The organism is Cyanobacterium sp. IPPAS B-1200 (assembly GCF_001747005.2).
Classification (GTDB): Bacteria; Cyanobacteriota; Cyanobacteriia; order Cyanobacteriales; family Cyanobacteriaceae; genus Cyanobacterium.
On record NZ_CP182899.1, the window covers coordinates 2,655,342 to 2,672,011 of the forward strand.

19 protein-coding genes and 1 tRNA gene are annotated in these 16,670 nt (G+C 37.9%); 13 read left to right on the top strand and 7 right to left on the bottom strand.

Translation table 11 applies throughout. From position 1 onward, the window contains the following. The first annotated feature begins 503 nt into the window (after positions 1-503). Both psbD and psbC read left to right on the top strand, forming a co-directional pair. Entirely contained in the window at positions 504-1,562 is a 1,059-nt protein-coding gene (gene psbD, locus A5482_RS12415; protein WP_069791406.1) for a photosystem II D2 protein (photosystem q(a) protein), read from the top strand. Beyond that, a complete protein-coding gene (gene psbC, locus A5482_RS12420) occupies positions 1,546-2,925 on the top strand; it encodes a photosystem II reaction center protein CP43 (RefSeq protein ID WP_069791407.1) in 1,380 nt (459 codons plus the stop codon). The genes psbD and psbC overlap by 17 nt, the downstream gene beginning before the upstream one ends. 77 nt (positions 2,926-3,002) lie before the next feature. Here the strand turns inward: psbC and A5482_RS12425 are convergent. Next, positions 3,003-3,076, bottom strand: a tRNA-Arg gene (locus A5482_RS12425). 282 nt (positions 3,077-3,358) lie between these two features. Here A5482_RS12425 and A5482_RS12430 point away from each other — a divergent pair. Genes A5482_RS12430 through ruvA form a run of 4 tightly spaced genes read left to right on the top strand, consistent with a single transcriptional unit; the run spans position 3,359 to position 5,091 of the window. Further along, positions 3,359-3,655 (top strand): BrnT family toxin, encoded by a 297-nt coding sequence (locus tag A5482_RS12430; protein WP_069791408.1) that lies wholly within the window; start codon positions 3,359-3,361, stop codon positions 3,653-3,655. Next, positions 3,645-3,950 (top strand): hypothetical protein, encoded by a 306-nt coding sequence (locus tag A5482_RS12435; protein ID WP_069791409.1) that lies wholly within the window; start codon positions 3,645-3,647, stop codon positions 3,948-3,950. The genes A5482_RS12430 and A5482_RS12435 overlap by 11 nt, the downstream gene beginning before the upstream one ends. Before the next feature lie 21 nt (positions 3,951-3,971). Next, on the top strand, positions 3,972-4,454 hold the full coding sequence (ispF, locus tag A5482_RS12440) for a 2-C-methyl-D-erythritol 2,4-cyclodiphosphate synthase (protein WP_069791410.1): 483 nt from the start codon (positions 3,972-3,974) through the stop codon (positions 4,452-4,454). After that, positions 4,447-5,091 carry a Holliday junction branch migration protein RuvA gene (gene ruvA / locus A5482_RS12445; protein ID WP_069791411.1) on the top strand — a complete coding sequence of 215 codons (645 nt, stop codon included), beginning with the start codon at positions 4,447-4,449 and terminating at the stop codon, positions 5,089-5,091. The genes ispF and ruvA overlap by 8 nt, the downstream gene beginning before the upstream one ends. A gap of 48 nt (positions 5,092-5,139) precedes the next feature. On the opposite strand, the gene A5482_RS12450 is transcribed toward ruvA, so the two are convergent. The 6 genes from A5482_RS12450 to A5482_RS12475 form a co-directional block, all read right to left on the bottom strand. Further along, positions 5,140-6,714 carry a S8 family serine peptidase gene (locus A5482_RS12450; protein WP_069791412.1) on the bottom strand — a complete coding sequence of 525 codons (1,575 nt, stop codon included), beginning with the start codon at positions 6,712-6,714 and terminating at the stop codon, positions 5,140-5,142. A gap of 181 nt (positions 6,715-6,895) precedes the next feature. Continuing rightward, a complete protein-coding gene (clpP, locus tag A5482_RS12455) occupies positions 6,896-7,534 on the bottom strand; it encodes an ATP-dependent Clp endopeptidase proteolytic subunit ClpP (RefSeq protein ID WP_369816748.1) in 639 nt (212 codons plus the stop codon). A 46-nt stretch (positions 7,535-7,580) separates the two neighbouring features. Beyond that, entirely contained in the window at positions 7,581-9,095 is a 1,515-nt protein-coding gene (locus tag A5482_RS12460) for a bifunctional pantoate--beta-alanine ligase/(d)CMP kinase (protein WP_069791414.1), read from the bottom strand. A 175-nt stretch (positions 9,096-9,270) separates the two neighbouring features. Then, entirely contained in the window at positions 9,271-10,182 is a 912-nt protein-coding gene (locus A5482_RS12465) for an Npun_R2821/Npun_R2822 family protein (protein ID WP_069791415.1), read from the bottom strand. A 284-nt stretch (positions 10,183-10,466) separates the two neighbouring features. Next, the gene (locus A5482_RS12470) at positions 10,467-10,733 is read right to left on the bottom strand and encodes a TM2 domain-containing protein (protein ID WP_069791416.1); all 267 of its coding nucleotides are present in this window, start codon (positions 10,731-10,733) and stop codon (positions 10,467-10,469) included. A 31-nt stretch (positions 10,734-10,764) separates the two neighbouring features. Further along, positions 10,765-11,070 (bottom strand): DUF2752 domain-containing protein, encoded by a 306-nt coding sequence (locus A5482_RS12475; protein ID WP_369816750.1) that lies wholly within the window; start codon positions 11,068-11,070, stop codon positions 10,765-10,767. Between A5482_RS12475 and A5482_RS12480 the strand changes: the two genes are divergently transcribed. The 7 genes from A5482_RS12480 (at position 11,048) to A5482_RS12510 (ending at position 16,523) form a co-directional block, all read left to right on the top strand. Beyond that, entirely contained in the window at positions 11,048-11,206 is a 159-nt protein-coding gene (locus A5482_RS12480) for a hypothetical protein (protein WP_242412001.1), read from the top strand. The two genes, A5482_RS12475 and A5482_RS12480, sit on opposite strands and share 23 nt — an antisense overlap. Before the next feature lie 408 nt (positions 11,207-11,614). Beyond that, positions 11,615-12,001, top strand: a complete 387-nt coding sequence (locus A5482_RS12485; RefSeq protein ID WP_069791417.1) for a hypothetical protein — start codon at positions 11,615-11,617, stop codon at positions 11,999-12,001. A 179-nt stretch (positions 12,002-12,180) separates the two neighbouring features. Further along, complete coding sequence (locus A5482_RS12490; protein WP_069791418.1) at positions 12,181-13,362, top strand: response regulator; 1,182 nt, start codon at positions 12,181-12,183, stop codon at positions 13,360-13,362. A 103-nt stretch (positions 13,363-13,465) separates the two neighbouring features. Then, a complete protein-coding gene (locus tag A5482_RS12495) occupies positions 13,466-13,828 on the top strand; it encodes a response regulator transcription factor (protein ID WP_069791419.1) in 363 nt (120 codons plus the stop codon). A 70-nt stretch (positions 13,829-13,898) separates the two neighbouring features. Beyond that, a complete protein-coding gene (locus A5482_RS12500; RefSeq protein ID WP_069791494.1) occupies positions 13,899-14,438 on the top strand; it encodes a chemotaxis protein CheW in 540 nt (179 codons plus the stop codon). After that, complete coding sequence (locus tag A5482_RS12505) at positions 14,439-15,284, top strand: prephenate/arogenate dehydrogenase (protein WP_069791420.1); 846 nt, start codon at positions 14,439-14,441, stop codon at positions 15,282-15,284. A 165-nt stretch (positions 15,285-15,449) separates the two neighbouring features. Next, positions 15,450-16,523, top strand: a complete 1,074-nt coding sequence (locus A5482_RS12510) for an IS630 family transposase (RefSeq protein ID WP_069791421.1) — start codon at positions 15,450-15,452, stop codon at positions 16,521-16,523. Positions 16,524-16,670: the final 147 nt, after the last annotated feature.

Below are 16,670 nucleotides of genomic sequence, written 5' to 3' on the forward strand. Positions count from 1 at the left end.
ATCTCCTATTTCACAACAACTCTATTAACAATCCCAAAGAGGCAATACCAACACTGGTTAATAAACTAAAAGGCTTACAAACCTTATTTTTGTAGGGGGATAGAAATATCGGCGTTGTTTTGATTTACTTTCATTGCGTGTAATATATTGGAGTACAAGTTGATAAACTGATCATACCCGTAAAGTAGCAAAGTACAACTACAATTTGTCAACACTTCAGTATAAAGAAACACTACTCCACCTTCACAACAATTTGACCGCTCGTATAATGATTTTGCTGAGAAACCTGTGACATTTTGTAAATTTTTTGTTAACAATGGTAAATAGCAGTTCAAAAAAAAAGGGATTTATTTGTAAAAACCATTAAGATATATCCTTGAATCATGCTATATTAAGAAAAGTTAATGGTGTACTGGTTATATTGCTCAGTACAAAATCAGTTTTCTCTCATAAAACAGAGAAAGCATAAAAGTAAAACTTAAAAAGTTAAGAAAAGAAACATTATGACTATCGCAGTCGGACGCGCGCCAGCGCAAAGAGGCTGGTTCGAGGCCCTCGATGACTGGCTCAAAAGAGACAGATTCGTATTCGTAGGCTGGTCTGGAATCCTTCTTTTTCCTTGTGCCTATATGGCATTGGGTGGTTGGTTAACAGGCACTACTTTTGTAACCTCTTGGTACACTCACGGTTTAGCTAGTTCCTACTTAGAAGGTGCTAACTTCCTAACCGTTGCTGTATCTAGTCCTGCTGATGCTTTTGGTCATTCCATATTATTTTTGTGGGGGCCTGAAGCTCAGGGCGATTTTACCCGCTGGTGTCAAATCGGTGGTTTATGGTCTTTCGTAGCACTACACGGAGCCTTTGGTTTAATTGGCTTCATGTTACGTCAGTTTGAAATTGCTCGTCTTGTGGGTATTCGTCCTTACAATGCGATCGCCTTTTCTGGCCCTATTGCCGTATTTGTCAGCGTATTTTTAATGTATCCTCTAGGACAGTCTAGCTGGTTCTTTGCCCCTTCCTTTGGAGTAGCAGGAATCTTTCGCTTTATCTTGTTCCTACAAGGATTCCATAACTGGACTCTTAACCCATTCCACATGATGGGTGTAGCTGGTATTCTTGGGGGTGCGCTACTATGTGCCATTCACGGTGCAACCGTAGAAAATACCCTATTCCAAGACGGTGAACAAGCAAACACCTTCCGTGCATTTGAACCTACCCAAGCAGAAGAAACCTATTCCATGGTTACTGCTAACCGTTACTGGTCTCAAATCTTCGGTATTGCTTTCTCCAACAAACGTTGGTTACACTTCTTCATGTTGTTTGTACCCGTAACAGGCTTGTGGATGAGTTCTATTGGTATCGTTGGTTTAGCATTTAACCTTCGTGCTTATGACTTCGTCTCTCAAGAGTTAAGAGCAGCAGAAGATCCAGAATTTGAAACATTTTATACCAAAAACATCCTATTAAACGAAGGGTTGCGCGCATGGATGGCGCCCCAAGATCAACCCCATCAAAAATTTGAATTTCCTGAGGAGGTACTTCCCCGTGGTAACGCTCTCTAATAGCTCCATAGGCGGTCGTGACCTACAATCTACTGGATTTGCTTGGTGGTCTGGTAATGCTAGACTTATCAACTTATCTGGAAAATTGTTAGGTGCTCACGTAGCCCACGCTGGTCTCATTGTATTTTGGGCCGGTGCTATGACTTTATTTGAAACCGCACACTTCATTCCTGAAAAACCAATGTATGAACAAGGTTTAATCCTTCTTCCTCACATTGCGACTTTAGGCTGGGGTGTCGGTGCTGGTGGTGAAATCACCGATACATTTCCTTTCTTCGTCGCTGGTGTATTACACATCATTTCTTCCGCCGTATTAGGTTTAGGTGGACTTTACCACGCTTTACGTGGTCCTGAAACCTTAGAAGAATACTCTAGCTTCTTTGGCTACGACTGGAAAGATAAAAACCAAATGACCAACATCATTGGTTATCACTTAATCCTCTTAGGTTTAGGTGCGTTCCTACTCGTATTCAAAGCCATGTTCTTTGGCGGTGTATATGACACTTGGGCCCCTGGTGGTGGAGATGTTCGTATTATCACCAACCCAACCTTGGATCCTGGAACCATTTTTGGTTACTTACTCAAAGCCCCCTTCGGTGGTGAAGGTTGGATCATGAGTGTGAACAACATGGAAGACATCATCGGTGGTCACATCTGGGTAGGTTTCATCTGTATCGGCGGTGGTATTTGGCATATCCTAACCAAGCCTTTTGGTTGGGCTCGTCGCGCCCTTGTCTGGTCTGGTGAAGCCTATTTGGCTTACAGCTTAGGTGCTTTATCCTTAATGGGATTCATCGCATCCGTTATGGTATGGTACAACAACACCGCTTATCCTAGCGAATTCTATGGTCCTACTGGTGCAGAAGCATCTCAGGCTCAAGCATTAACTTATTTAATCCGTGACCAACGCTTAGGTGCAAACGTAGGTTCTGCTCAAGGTCCTACTGGTCTAGGTAAATACTTGATGCGCTCTCCTACTGGTGAAATCATCTTCGGTGGTGAAACCATGCGTTTCTGGGACTTCCGTGGTCCTTGGTTAGAGCCCCTTCGTGGTCCTAACGGTTTAGATTTAGACAAAATCAGAAATGATATTCAACCTTGGCAGGTACGTCGTGCGGCAGAATACATGACCCACGCGCCTTTAGGTTCTCTAAACTCCGTTGGTGGTGTAATCACTGACGTTAACTCTTTCAACTATGTATCTCCCCGTGCATGGTTAGCAACTTCTCACTTTGTATTAGCTTTCTTCTTCTTAATCGGTCACTTGTGGCACGCAGGACGTTCTCGTGCGGCTGCTGGTGGTTTTGAGAAAGGTATTGATCGTAAGAATGAGCCTACCCTATCCATGCCTGATCTTGACTAATATCTTTAGTCTGATATAGGACATAGTTAACAAGGGTGCTGTAATACAGCACCCTTTTTTTGTGTTTTATTATGATACGGGACTGGGCGGAATCGAACCACCGGCCCAGTGCTTAGGAGGCACTTGCTCTATCCTACTGAGCTACAGCCCCAGTTAGTTATTAACATATTTTAACATAATATAAACCTGAAATCTATCCCGCTATCCATTTCACACTCATTTATTGTGTTTTTTCCTGCAACCAAAGCTCTTTTTCATTACGCCTTGTATATCATGTCAAGTCTGAACTTTAGAGTAAGCTAACAATTATCACTAGCCTTGATTATTCCGAATAAATAAAAACACTCTGTGAATCGGTAGCCCTAGAGCTTTAAATAAATGAAAAAATAACGTATTGACAATATCAATACAAACTTGACTATAATTAAGTAGAATGGATCTCACATTTATCCGGAATGGTATAACCTTTATTTGGAATGAAGAAAAAGCCAAGCAAAACCCCATCAAACATAAAGGCATCACTTTTCAAAGAGCCGCCGAAGCATTTTTTGACCCTTTTTTAGTGGTAGTGGATGCTAGTCGCAACTATCAAGCCAGAGATGCTGTTATCGGTATGGACAAAAATAATTACCTCTTATTTGTGGTTCATATCCAACAAGAAAATGACATGATTCGTATTATTTCTGCCCGTCAAGCAACCCGTCAAGAACGTAACTACTATGAAAATTGAGACTTTAAAACAAAGACTACAAAAAGATCGCCCCATGAAAAGCGTTACTCTCCGTATGCCTGAAGACGTAGTGGAAGAATTAAAGGAAATCGCCCCTTTATTAGGATTTTCAGGTTATCAGCCTCTAATTAGGGCTTACATAGGGCAAGGATTACGCCAAGATTTAGAAAAATTTGAAAAAATTAACTTTCTGGAGTTGATTGATAGTTTGAAACGTCAGGGAGTAGAAGAAACAGTTATCAATAATGCCCTAGCCGAAATTACTCAGTTTATAATAGGAGGGGTGAAAAAATAAAGGGAAACCATAGAAATATAAATGATTAGAATTGGTAATGGCTATGATTTACATCGTCTGGTAGAGGGAAGAAAGTTAATTCTTGGGGGTGTAAAAATTGAGCATACTGTAGGACTTTTGGGCCATAGTGATGCGGACGTTTTAACCCATTCTATTATGGATGCTTTGTTGGGGGCTTTGAGTTTGGGTGATATTGGTCATTATTTTCCTCCTACGGATCCTCAGTGGGCTGGGGCGGATAGTATTAAGTTGTTGAAGGAAGTTTATAAGTTAGTGGGCGATCGGGGATGGTGTGTGGTTAATATGGATAATGTTATTGTGGCGGAACGTCCTAAATTAAAGCCCCATTTACCTGCTATGATTGACAGTTTAGCACGGGCTATGGATATTAACCCTGATCAAATTAGTATTAAGGCAACCACTAATGAAAAGTTGGATGCTATTGGTAGGGAGGAGGCTATATGTGCTTATACGGTTGTTTTACTAGAGTCTATTAATGATTAATTATCTTCGGGGGGATGTAGTTTATATCCTCAGAACCCATAATAAGCGCATTATGCTGGTATTGGAGCTTAATAATATTGGTTATGAAATTCAAATTTTTTCTCGATTTGCTCGGGAGATTGAGGAGAATGAGAATAAGAGTTTACAGGTTTTTACTCATTTGCAGATTCGGGATGATCAACAAATTTTGTATGGTTTTATGTCGGCGGCGCAACGGGATTTATTTCGCCAGTTGATTGGAGTTTCTGGCATTGGGGTTCAAAGCGCGATCGCCCTTATTGATACTTTAGGTTTGGAAGATTTGGTTCAAGCCATCGTTACGGGTAATGTCCGTATGTTATCCAAAACCCCTGGGGTAGGACAAAAAACAGCGGAAAGAATTGCCCTCGAGTTGAAAACAAAACTTTCTCAGTGGCGCATTGAAGCGGGAATTAATATCAATCAAGAAAGGGTTTCTCCTCCTTCTGACATTTTGGCAGATTTGGAAATGACTCTCCTTGCCCTTGGTTATACCAAGGATGAAATCCAACAGGCAATCTCGGTTATTAGTCAGGATAATATTTTGCTCAAAAATACGATGGTAGAGGAATGGATTAGAAGTGCGATCGCCTATTTATCCGCAGATATTAGTAATTAGGGGGTACTAACAAAGTGGAATTAATTGAGAGGGTAGGACATCGGAAAACTATTCTCCCACAGTGTGCCAAGCGAGGGCATAATCTTGGCTTGGTTGGTTAACCTGATTTTTGAAATGTACTTTAATTTGATATTGATCAGTTTTGGGAATGGGGCAGAAGATATGTTCTACACTGTCAACTTGGCTAACAGAGGAACAAATTACCTGATCATTTTCTGATACCAAATATAAATTTAAATCATTTAACCCCTTATCTATAAACACTTCTCCCATATCGTATATTTGATTATTGTTATAATCTCTCAATTCTACAAGGCGATTCCATGTGAGGGTTATAGCGACAAAACTCCCTGCCTTCAAAGGTTTTTCGAGGTTATAATGATGATGATGGTTTACCTTTATGGAACTATAGTTCCAACCCATGGCGGGTACTGATTCTTCAGGCTTCCATTGCCCCGCTATTAATTGTTGATAAGCCCGATAAACGTTTAAATGCCCCGTACCCATTTCCATACTCATGGGAATAGCTGGATTTTGGTAGGCACTGGTTTGTAACCATGTTTGATTCTTTTGAGTTAAAACGGTGCGAGACATTCCCAAAAAATCACCGTTGCCATAGTCCTCTATCTTATCGGCGGAGTTGAGCAAAATTGCTTTCATCACTTCTTGGCGACGATAATCTAAGCTCCAATTATCAGGATTTCGGCCATAAATGCGATCGCCTCCTTCCTGTAAAAGTGCGATCGCCCCTGTGATATGAGGAGCGGCAAAACTCGTCCCCTGAATGTTTTGTAATTGACCTTCAATGTTGTAGGCTTGAATATTATTCCCTGGCGCCAGTAAAGAAACCCCTCTTCTACCTCCCACATTAACTTCTCTCTTTATCAATTCGCTCCCCATCTTATCACTACTAGATACACTGAGATTAGCAAAATCAACCTTACGAAAAACCCCATCTAGTTTCATGGTGTAAGCTGTAGTAATACCATTGTAATGATCTGTGGGAATAGGGATGCCCCCTTTGCCCTGATTTCCTGCCACCACATATAAAACATTATGAACCCTTGCAGACCAATCCAAACATTGGGTAAATAATGCGTTACCATCTAATTGGGGTAATGGGCGATCGTCTCTCAATAACGACTCTCCAAAGCTTAGATTAATAGCTCTAACATCATTATTATTTTGCAAAGCAATATGTTGAGTGGTTAAACATTCCTCTGGTTGTGCATTTCTGCGCACAAAACCAATAGCCCCAGAATAAAGATGGGCAGACGGTGCCACCCCAGAAAAAGCCTTTTCGTTACCCACCATAATAGATGCCACCATGGCCGCATGATCATCAATGTATTGATTAGGCATCGCAACCATATTACGATAAAACAAACGAACAAGGGGTAAATTACGGTGAAAAGGGGGTAATTTATCAAGTCCAAATTGCATGGGGCGTCCAATTTCTACCTGCCCGATAGCGATTTTTCTTCCCCTCAAGTCGTAGGGTGGTTGATGAAGTCTTGTAGCGTTAATGCCTACCTCTGATAAGGATTGATGTAATGCCCTAACAGGAAAACAAAACAAAGGGGGAACAATTCCCCATATCAAGGCCATCAGAATTCGCTTCATTAAGTTTTTAAAGGGTTAATAAGAAAAATTTGACAAAATACATTCCATCAAAGATTGATTGTAATGGTTATTTTTAAGAATGTCTATACTATCAGAGCGACTAAGAAAATAAAGAATAAATATTATTACAGGGACGCGTATTACGTCCCTGACTTTATACTAAAAAAAGCAATTTTATAAATTAGGCTTGTTTGGGTACACGGGTAACAACTCTATCAATGAGTCCATAATTTACTGCTTCCTCGGCGGACATAAAGAAGTCTCTTTCGGTATCTTCTTCCATTTTTTCGAGGGGCTGTCCTGTATGGTTAGCCATATAATGGTTAAGTTGTTTTTTGAGATATAAAATCTCTTTGGCTTGAATTTCAATGTCCGTAGCCTGTCCTTGAGCGCCCCCTAAGGGTTGGTGAATCATGATACGAGAATTGGGCAAACTCATTCTTTTTCCTTTTGCCCCTGCACTGAGAAGAAAAGCACCCATACTGGCGGCTAAACCCACACAGATGGTACATACATCGGGCTTAACTTGGTTCATGGTATCAAAAATACCTAATCCTGCGGATACTGAGCCACCAGGGGAATTAATATACAGATAGATGTCTTTTTCTGGATCTTCTGCTTCTAATAATAGTAGTTGTGCAACGAGGGAGTTTGCTAGTTCATCGGTTACTTGTTGTCCTAAAAATACGATTCTTTCTCTCAATAGACGAGAATAAATATCAAAGGCGCGTTCTCCTCTACCGGAGGTTTCTATTACGGTTGGTACCATGGAGTTTTCTTTTTTGTTTTTGTGTATTCTTGTTATTTCTGATTGTGACACAGATGTTCGCAATTGATAATTGGCAATGGATAATTGATAATGAAAATTAGGGAGAAATGAGTTGTTTTATTTGTTCGGTTACTTCGGGAATAGTAAGATTATCGGTATTAATGACGATCGCATCAGAGGCTTGTTTGAGGGGGGCTAGTTCACGGGTACTATCTAATAAATCCCTTTGGGCGATGTCTTTTTCTAGTTGTGGAAGATCGATATTTTTTTCCCCCTGTTGTTGGAGATCGTGCGATCGCCTTTTCGCCCTTGCACTCACGGATGCAGTAAGAAATATTTTTAAATCGGCATGGGGAAATACATTTGTTCCTATGTCCCTTCCCTCCGCAACGATGCCCCCCTGTTGTCCATAGGCTTGTTGCAGTTTCACTAATTTATCTCTCACGGCTTTTTGGGAGGCAATCTGGGAGACATTTTTCGTCACGGCGGGGGTACGGATGGCGGTGGTAACATCCTGTTGATTAACTTTTACCATGACAGGTAGTTTTAAATCATCATGGGGAAATAACTCTATGTTTGCTTTTGCCACCTCAAGGGCGATCGCCTTAGTGTCCTCCAAGGCTATTTTCTTGTCCATTATCAGCCATGTAATGGCACGATACATCGCCCCCGTGTCGAGGTACAACAACCCCAACTCTTGGGCTATTTTTCGGCTAATAGTGGACTTTCCAGCCCCCGCAGGACCATCAATGGCAATAATAGGTTTTTTCACTTTTAACATTAAATTATCAATTAAACGGGTAGTACCACAATAAGCGGCGATCGCCATTAATCCTTTCTCCTCAATAGTTTCCAAAGGCTCAAGATTAACAGGATCAACAATTTCCAAATATTGTACCTTGATTGTCGGAACTTGTTGCAATTTCCTCATCGCCTTACTAATTAATCCCTCAACTTGTCTTTCCCCCGCCAAAAAAGCCACATTAGCAGTCTTTAAACTGCCATATAACACCTTCGCTTTATCCTTTTCTTCAGGAGTTAAATATTGATTTCTTGAACTCATGGCCAACCCCGAATCCTCCCTAATGATAGGGCAAGATTCTATTTTTACAGGGATAAATAAATCATTAACCATACGCCGAATTATCGCCACTTGTTGCGCATCCTTTTGCCCAAAAAATGCCACATCAGGCTGCACCAAATTAATTAACTTAGTGACAATGGTAGCTACTCCCTGAAAATGCCCATCTCTATATCTCCCACACAATCTCGCCATCATGGACACAGGAGGATTAACAAAAGTGGTATTTTTTTCTAAGGTTTTCATATCCACTTCAGAAGGAATAAATAAAACATCAACCCCCAAATTGCTACATATTTGCTCATCTTTTGCTAATTGTCGAGGATATTTCTCTAAATCTTCATTTACCCCAAACTGCAAAGGATTGACAAAAATACTTACCACCACAAAATCAGTAGATAGTCTTGCCCGTTTAATCAAACTTTCATGACCATTATGTAATGCTCCCATGGTTGGCACAAAGCCGACTTTTTTTTGATTAACCGCCGCTAATATTTTTCTTAATTCTGGTATATCACGAACTATATACATGAAATATATTTTTTATTATTAAAACTGTAGCTTAAGTAAGTAGGCATAATTAAATCTATTTAGGCAAAGGGTTTAAACCCCTTGTTCATAAGAGTCTTAATAAATGTTTTTCTTTATAAGAAACTCCATTAATTCACAAAATTTAGCTAATATTTTAATCACTCTTATGATATAGTTAAGGGCGATCGCCCTTAAGGATACTTTTTGCTTTATTTTTTAATCCCTGCCAATAATCTTTTTTCCGAGTTTCCACAGAAACAGGTGTTTCTTCCCCTAAATAACGATAGTGTTTCCATAACTCATAATATGGGCCTCCAGACTTTAAAGGAACCCCCACCCAATGCAAATAACGTAAAGGTTGACCCTTATCATAAAGTTTATGATCTTGTTCCGTAAAATGTTTAGAGCTGGCCCAGCTACCAGGCTCATTATCACTAATTTTAGTCAAGTTCAATCTTCTGGGAATTTGTTTTAATACTAAATAATTAATAATTGGTTGATCTGATGTTTTCTGGGAAAAGTCAAAATATTCTGGGTTTTTAGAACATTCTTTGAAAGTTTCATACAATAGATCTTCTGAAATAAGATCTTTTTTAGAACCCCAAAAACCACAATTAAAAACATCTTTTAATTCATCAGAGGTGAAAATACTTCTGTTAATAACCTCTTCACTGAAAATATTTCTAATCCCCTTACTTCCTTGATAATCACAAGTAATAAAATCATTGTCTTTTAAATAATCTAAACAACTAATAATTTTTTCAAAAACTACTATATCAGTATCAATATAAAGAAACTCATCATATTCCCCAAACCAACAAGCTTGTTTTCTAAATTGATTAGGACGGGCAAAAAAATTCTGACCAAAAATATTGTGTAAATTATTCGATAAAGTGTCTATGAAACCTAAATCAGCATATAAATTTACTTGATATGTTGTAGATAATATTTTCAAGATTTCATGATAATTATCATCATAAGGAATCAAAGTTATTGGCACTTCTGAATCATATAGTCTAATACTATTTAGTAAAGCTATACTATTATTAATTACCTTGTCGTTAGCTACAATATAAATTCCTTTCATATAAACCTACACAAATTATTAGAATACTTAATAATGGATTAATTATATTATTAATTTTTCCATGAAAAAAGACCCCAGTAATTAGCTGAGGTAGATTTTTACTTATTTTTATTCTTCAATAGAAAATATAAAACTAAGCATATTTGGACGGGTAAAAGCACAATATAAGACTTAATAAAAGGATAGGAAATATCTAAACTAGAAAAAAATATTAGATAACTACCGCCACTAATAAAAAGAAAAAGTTTTGTGCTAATATTATTAATTTTTAAAGTTTTCATGAATTAAAACCAAGGTTGTTTACCGTTGAGGTACATGTTATAAAATTCTTCATCAGTCTTCATTAAATAAATTACCCCCTCCACAATGCCGATAATTCCTGTTATGGCAGCACCAAAACCACAGGTAAGAACACTGACTAAGAGTAGGATTATTCCCTCTTGATTATAGCCAAGGATAAATTTGTGTATTCCAAAAGAACCAAGCAGAATACCACAAATACCTGCTGCCATTTTTTTACTTTGAGCTTCTGAAGCATTAAATTCAGTCATTTTTTTGATTCCTAATACTGATGAGATTCTACTATGATTTGTAAAGAAGATTTGCTAGAGGAGATGAAAAAAAACTTTCTGTTAATTCTCCTGTACTGTAAAGAAAGATAAGTTTACTCAAATAATAAACCAAAATTAAAGACAAAATCAAGTATTGTAACTTTTTATTTTGTACTAATTTTATATACTGTGCTTTAATTTGTTTTTTTCTTAAAATTTCTAATAGTAAGTGAACTGAAGAAATAATAAAAATAATAAATAATAAAGGTCCAAATAAATGATAATAGAATGATTCCCCAATCCTACCGTGAGCCATGGCTACAAAAGATCTTGTCAATCCACATCCGGGGCAAGGAATACCTGTAAAGGCTAAAATAATACAAGAAAACGGAGATTGTTGTTCTGTAACTTTGAGGAAATATGAGGCAATGATCAGAGAACTTAATATTAAGATTAAGAGCGATCGCCCATAAAGACCATACTTAGAAATTGGAATTGTAGTAAAACGAAACATTAAAATTAATTGAAAATTATTTACGGCATTTATATTTTAAGTTCTAGGCAACATTTTAACGACTCAATGATTAGGTAATGATTAAAAATTAATAAAGAATTTTACCCCATCAAAGTAATAATAATTTATTGTTTAAAACCTAATAATCATAAAGCTTTTTGATGTAGCCTACCTATCTAGTATTTTAATCTGGTTTTTCTTTTTATCTTCATCCTTTTATATTCATAGTAAGGACATAACCATCTAAGTAATAATTGATATTTCCTAATCATTGTTAATTATTAACATTTCTTCCTCTTGACAAATCAGGTGATTATTAAATAACATGGGCGAAAAATACTTTTTATAAAAATTAAAATTTTCTGTGATGAATGCTAATCAAATTTTCAAAACATTAGTTCTCTCAACTCCCCTTGTTATTGCATCTATTTTCGTAAGTTTTGGGGAGTCTAGCTCCTCTGTTAAAGCTCAAGAAATCAGATTTAGGAGTAGTGTCGAAAGAAGTGTATTCACCACGCAGGAAAATGCTCCAGTAGAATATCCCAATTTAGAGAAAAACGAATTTGGAGACTACATCATGAATTTTACTGATGAAGAAAGCGATGAAGCAGTAAGATTATTTGGTTGTGATTGTGTTTCTTCTATCAATGCCGTTAGGAAAATGAGAGGTATGACGACCACCGCCGAAGGCACTCCCCTAAATCCTGATACTAGAATTGCCGCTTGTCCTCATCGACAATTTTTTGGAGTGTAATGGTTTTAAAGGGAAATTTTATTTAGGCTTGGTAAAATGGTATCCAGTGCCTTTTTTTATTGTAATCAAGGGTTAACAGATGGGGGAGAAGTCCCAGCATTGTGATACCCTAGAAGGTGTGACGAAATAATAAAACCATTATCAAATTCACCTAGAAAGCAACGACTGCCCCAGAGAATATGTCTAATCCAATACCTTTTCGAGAGTTTACGGCTTTAAAACAAGCGGGATTTTTTGAAAATTTAAAACAGCCTCGTTTCAGCGGCCAACTACTATTAACCGGAACTCGTAATAAATGGGTATTTTATCTCTATTTAGGTCGTATTGTCTATGCCACGGGGGGACATCATCCCGTCAGAAGATGGCGCCGTAATTTGGTGGCAAATCTACCCCATATTCCTTCTCACATGGGAGCCATTCAAAATGACATTAATCAGTTACAGTTGGATGAGCAGAATAATTGTTGGGAATATGAGCTTTTATGCTTTTGGGTAGATCAACAAAGGATTACCTTAGAACAGGCGGCGAAAATGATTCGCCAAAATATCATTGAGGTTTTATTTGATGTCACCCAAGCGATGCAGGTTACTTGTGAGCTAAAACCCGATCGCACTTTACCCTTTTCATCCCGTTTGGTGTTAATAGATGCTGAACAGGTCATTACAGAGGCTCAGAAGGCATGGCATGCATGGCAGTCCGCCAAAATTGCCGATCGCTCCCCAGACATGGCTCCCGTGATTACCCAACCCCAAGAGTTGGAACAACAAACCAATCCGCAGGTATATCAAACCCTCACTCAATTATTAGATGGACAACAAACTTTGCGGGATTTGTCCGTCAGAATGAAACGGGATGTTTTGACGGTAACTCGTTCCCTCTTACCCTATGTACAAAGGGGTTTGGTAAGACTAATCGAAATTGGTGATATTCCAGCCCCTTCTTTACCTATCCATCATGATGGAGATGATGATTTATCCGCCAACAGCAACATTACCATTGCCTGTGTGGATGACAGTCCTTTGATTTGTCAAACCATGGAAAAAATTATCACGGGGGCTGGTTATTCCTTTATCGGTATCAATGATGCCCTAAGGGCGATCGCCATTTTACTAGCCAAAAAACCAGACCTCATATTTTTAGACTTGATAATGCCCAACGCTAACGGCTACGAAATCTGTAGTCAACTAAGAAAATTAACCTTCTTCAAACATACCCCCATCGTAATTTTGACAGGAAATGATGGCTTAGTGGATAGAGTGAGGGCAAAAATGGTCGGCTCATCAGATTTTATCGGTAAACCCGTAGATAGAGCCTTAGTATTAGAAACTATTAAAAAACATCTAAAAATCGGGGTATCCTAAGAGAGAGATAGTAATTAGACTATGGAAAAGGAAAAGATTGCTATATCATTGTTATGGTTTGAAGATAAATATTATGATTAATTTATAGAGGTTAATAAGCAATATGGCAAATGTATTAATAGTTGATGACTCGTCCACCGAGAGAAAGATATTAGTAAGTTATTTACAAGAAATTGGCGTTTCTATTACCACCGCAGAAAGTGGAGAAGAAGCCCTCACTAAAATCTCTCAGATTAACCCCGACTTGATCATACTTGACGTGGTTTTACCCGGTAAGAGTGGCTTTGAAATTTGTAGGGAAATAAAATCTAACGATAATACCAACAAAATCCCCATTATTATTTGTTCCACTAAAGGTAGTGAAATGGATAAATTTTGGGGTATGAAACAGGGGGCAGATGCCTATTTACCCAAACCTGTAAATAAAGACGAATTGTTTAGCACTGTAAAAAAATTGACGGCATAAAATATTTTTTTGAGGGAATATGGTGAGAAATTAATTCTCAGCTACCCTCTATATAATTATGGAATCAACCATGGACAATCAATCAAACCTATCCTTTTCCATTAATAAAGACACTACCTCCTCTCAGGCGTCTCAATTTTTAAGATTTGTATTATTACCCGACACTAACTTGATGGTTAGTTTGTCACAAATTGCTGCCGTACTCAAAATTCCCTTTGGAAAAATTGTTCCCGTGCCTGATATGCCTAGTTGGGTGATGGGGGTATATAACTGGCGGGGAGAAATCGTCTGGATGATTGACTTAGGGCAGTTGTTGGGGTTTACTCCTTGGTATGAGCAATCGGTGACGGCCTCTAATCATAAAGCGGTGGTAATTCACCCTAGTAACCAAAACCTGAAAACCTTAAGCACAGGGGAGTTAGTGGGTTTGGTAGTGAGTGATGTTCAAGACATAGAAATATGCCATACTGATAACTTACATTCTCCCCCAGCTTCTGCTATTACCCCAGAATTAGCTCCTTTTTTACGGGGATATTGGATTAAAGATAACGGTGAAATTATCGTCACGGTGGATGGAGATTCTATTTTTGCGGCCATGCCTAGGGAGTAAATGAGGGTAGGAATCATCGGTTTAGGTTTGATTGGTGGCTCTTTGGGGCTAGATTTGACGGCGAAAGGGTACGAGGTGATAGGAGTCTCAAGAAACCCTGAAACCTGCTCCAAGGCTCTGACAAAAGGGGTAGCCAGTACATCGGGAGTAGATTTTAGTTTGCTCAAAGGTTGTGATATGGTAGTCATTGCCACCCCCATAGAGTATATTCTTCCCACCCTTAAAAATTTAGTTCCTTATTTGTCCCCCTATACGGTGGTAACGGATGTAGGCTCGGTAAAGGAGTCTATTGTGGCTTCTGCTCAAGAAATATTGTCAAATTTTGTCGGTAGTCATCCCATGGCGGGTACTGCTAATAGTGGCATTGATGCGGTGGAAAAGGATTTGTTTAAAGATGCGCCCTGTGTTATTACTCCTAATGATAATACCAGTGTAAGGGCGATCGCCCTTGTGGAAAAAATGTGGCTCTCGGTGGGATGCAAGATATTAACCACAACTCCCACCATTCACGATCAAGCGGTGGCTTGGATTTCCCATCTACCTGTGATAATTAGTGCCAATTTGATTTATAGTTGCCTAGGAGAAAAAGACGAAAAAGTAAGAATATTTGCTGAAAAAATAGCTAGTTCAGGTTTTAAGGATACCAGTCGGGTAGGAGGAGGAAACCCAGAATTAGGCTTAATGATGGCAAAAAATAATCAAAAAAATGTCCTTAATAGTCTTAAAGAATATCAAAATAAATTAGATACTATTATTAATAATATAGAATCTAATAATTGGTCAGAAATTGAACAATTATTAAAAACTACTCAGACGAAAAGAAATGATTTTTTGATTGATAACTAATACTTAACCTCATTTCGAGATAATAGTTGTAAGTATTATTAGGTTTAAAGTGACTGGTTGTAGGTTTAAAATACAACAAGCCTTTATTAGGCTATCAAGGAACTAATACTAAATCCGAGAAATAGAATATACTATTAATAATAAAAATAATGTTAGATAGAATCAATGGCAAGAAAAGTATATTTAGCAGATTATTTGAGTAGAGAAGAATTAAAAGAAAAATATTTTTCCAATAAAGATAATGTGGAATCAAGACGATGGCACTTATTGTGGAAAATATCTTGTGGATGGAGCGTAAAAAATAGTGCCTTAGCAGTAGGAATAAGTTATATTTACGCCAAACAAATAATTAAAAAGTATAACAATCAGGGAGAACAAGGAATATTAAATGGTCGTAAAACAAGAAAAAAATATAATGTTGGAAAAAAAAGCCTATTAACAGACCAGCAATTGCAAAAATTAAAGTCAGAATTAGAATCGAAACCAGAAGATGGGGGACTTTGGACAGGGCCAAAAGTGGCTCGTTGGATAGAAAAAGAAACAGGAAGAGAAAAAGTGTGGAATCAAAGGGGGTGGGACTATCTAAAAAAGTGCAGGTACTCTTGGCAGAGTCCGAGACCAAAACATAGAAAAGGAGATATCCAGGAACAACAAGAATTTAAGCACAATTTTAGAGAGAAAGTAAAAGCTTTTGAAGCCAAGCATAGTGGAGAAGAAGTAGATGTGTGGTTTTTTGATGAACATAGAATCGGATTAAAGCCGATTGTAAAGAAAGTATGGGGAAAAATAGGAGAAAGACCAACTGCAATAGTCAATCATCGTTATGAGTGGTTATATATTTACGGTTTTGTCAAGCCAAAAACGGGAGAAACATTATGGTATTTGATACCGAGAGTAAGTACACAATGGTTAAATTTAGTCTATGAAGCATTTGCCAAGGATGCTCTGGTGGACAATAAAAAAGTCTTGTTGGTAGAAGATAATGCTGGTTGGCATCGGAGTAAATCATCAAAAGTGCCCCAAGGAATTGAAATAGAATATTTACCACCATATTCTCCAGAACTACAACCAGCCGAAAGATTATGGAGTTTAGTAGATGAACCTTTAGTTAACCAATATTTTGAAAGTATAGAAGAAATCGAAGAAATTCTTGTTCAACGCTGTAATTTTCTCAGAAAAGAAATGCAAGAAGAAATTAGAAAGTTAACTAACTATCACTGGCTCAATGTTTCCTTCTAAATAAGTATACTATCTAAGCAGGATTTGGTATAAATACCAGAAAATTAGTTTTTGTGAATTCTTAACAAGGGGTTTAAACCCCTTGCCCTCAATACCAGATACCTGTCACCTTTACAAGACTATAAATTTTATCCTGAACTAGAGTTA

What these genes read in the sequence shown, in the direction of transcription:
- psbD (WP_069791406.1), top strand. Translation starts at nt 504, where the DNA reads ATGACTATCGCAGTCGGACGCGCGCCAGCGCAAAGAGGCTGGTTCGAG.
- A5482_RS12430 (WP_069791408.1), top strand. Translation starts at nt 3,359, where the DNA reads ATGGATCTCACATTTATCCGGAATGGTATAACCTTTATTTGGAATGAA.
- A5482_RS12435 (WP_069791409.1), top strand. Translation starts at nt 3,645, where the DNA reads ATGAAAATTGAGACTTTAAAACAAAGACTACAAAAAGATCGCCCCATG.
- ispF (WP_069791410.1), top strand. Translation starts at nt 3,972, where the DNA reads ATGATTAGAATTGGTAATGGCTATGATTTACATCGTCTGGTAGAGGGA.
- ruvA (WP_069791411.1), top strand. Translation starts at nt 4,447, where the DNA reads ATGATTAATTATCTTCGGGGGGATGTAGTTTATATCCTCAGAACCCAT.
- A5482_RS12450 (WP_069791412.1), bottom strand. Translation starts at nt 6,714, where the DNA reads ATGAAGCGAATTCTGATGGCCTTGATATGGGGAATTGTTCCCCCTTTG.
- A5482_RS12460 (WP_069791414.1), bottom strand. Translation starts at nt 9,095, where the DNA reads ATGTATATAGTTCGTGATATACCAGAATTAAGAAAAATATTAGCGGCG.
- A5482_RS12465 (WP_069791415.1), bottom strand. Translation starts at nt 10,182, where the DNA reads ATGAAAGGAATTTATATTGTAGCTAACGACAAGGTAATTAATAATAGT.
- A5482_RS12470 (WP_069791416.1), bottom strand. Translation starts at nt 10,733, where the DNA reads ATGACTGAATTTAATGCTTCAGAAGCTCAAAGTAAAAAAATGGCAGCA.
- A5482_RS12480 (WP_242412001.1), top strand. Translation starts at nt 11,048, where the DNA reads ATGGCTACAAAAGATCTTGTCAATCCACATCCGGGGCAAGGAATACCT.
- A5482_RS12485 (WP_069791417.1), top strand. Translation starts at nt 11,615, where the DNA reads ATGAATGCTAATCAAATTTTCAAAACATTAGTTCTCTCAACTCCCCTT.
- A5482_RS12490 (WP_069791418.1), top strand. Translation starts at nt 12,181, where the DNA reads ATGTCTAATCCAATACCTTTTCGAGAGTTTACGGCTTTAAAACAAGCG.
- A5482_RS12495 (WP_069791419.1), top strand. Translation starts at nt 13,466, where the DNA reads ATGGCAAATGTATTAATAGTTGATGACTCGTCCACCGAGAGAAAGATA.
- A5482_RS12500 (WP_069791494.1), top strand. Translation starts at nt 13,899, where the DNA reads ATGGACAATCAATCAAACCTATCCTTTTCCATTAATAAAGACACTACC.
- A5482_RS12505 (WP_069791420.1), top strand. Translation starts at nt 14,439, where the DNA reads ATGAGGGTAGGAATCATCGGTTTAGGTTTGATTGGTGGCTCTTTGGGG.
- A5482_RS12510 (WP_069791421.1), top strand. Translation starts at nt 15,450, where the DNA reads ATGGCAAGAAAAGTATATTTAGCAGATTATTTGAGTAGAGAAGAATTA.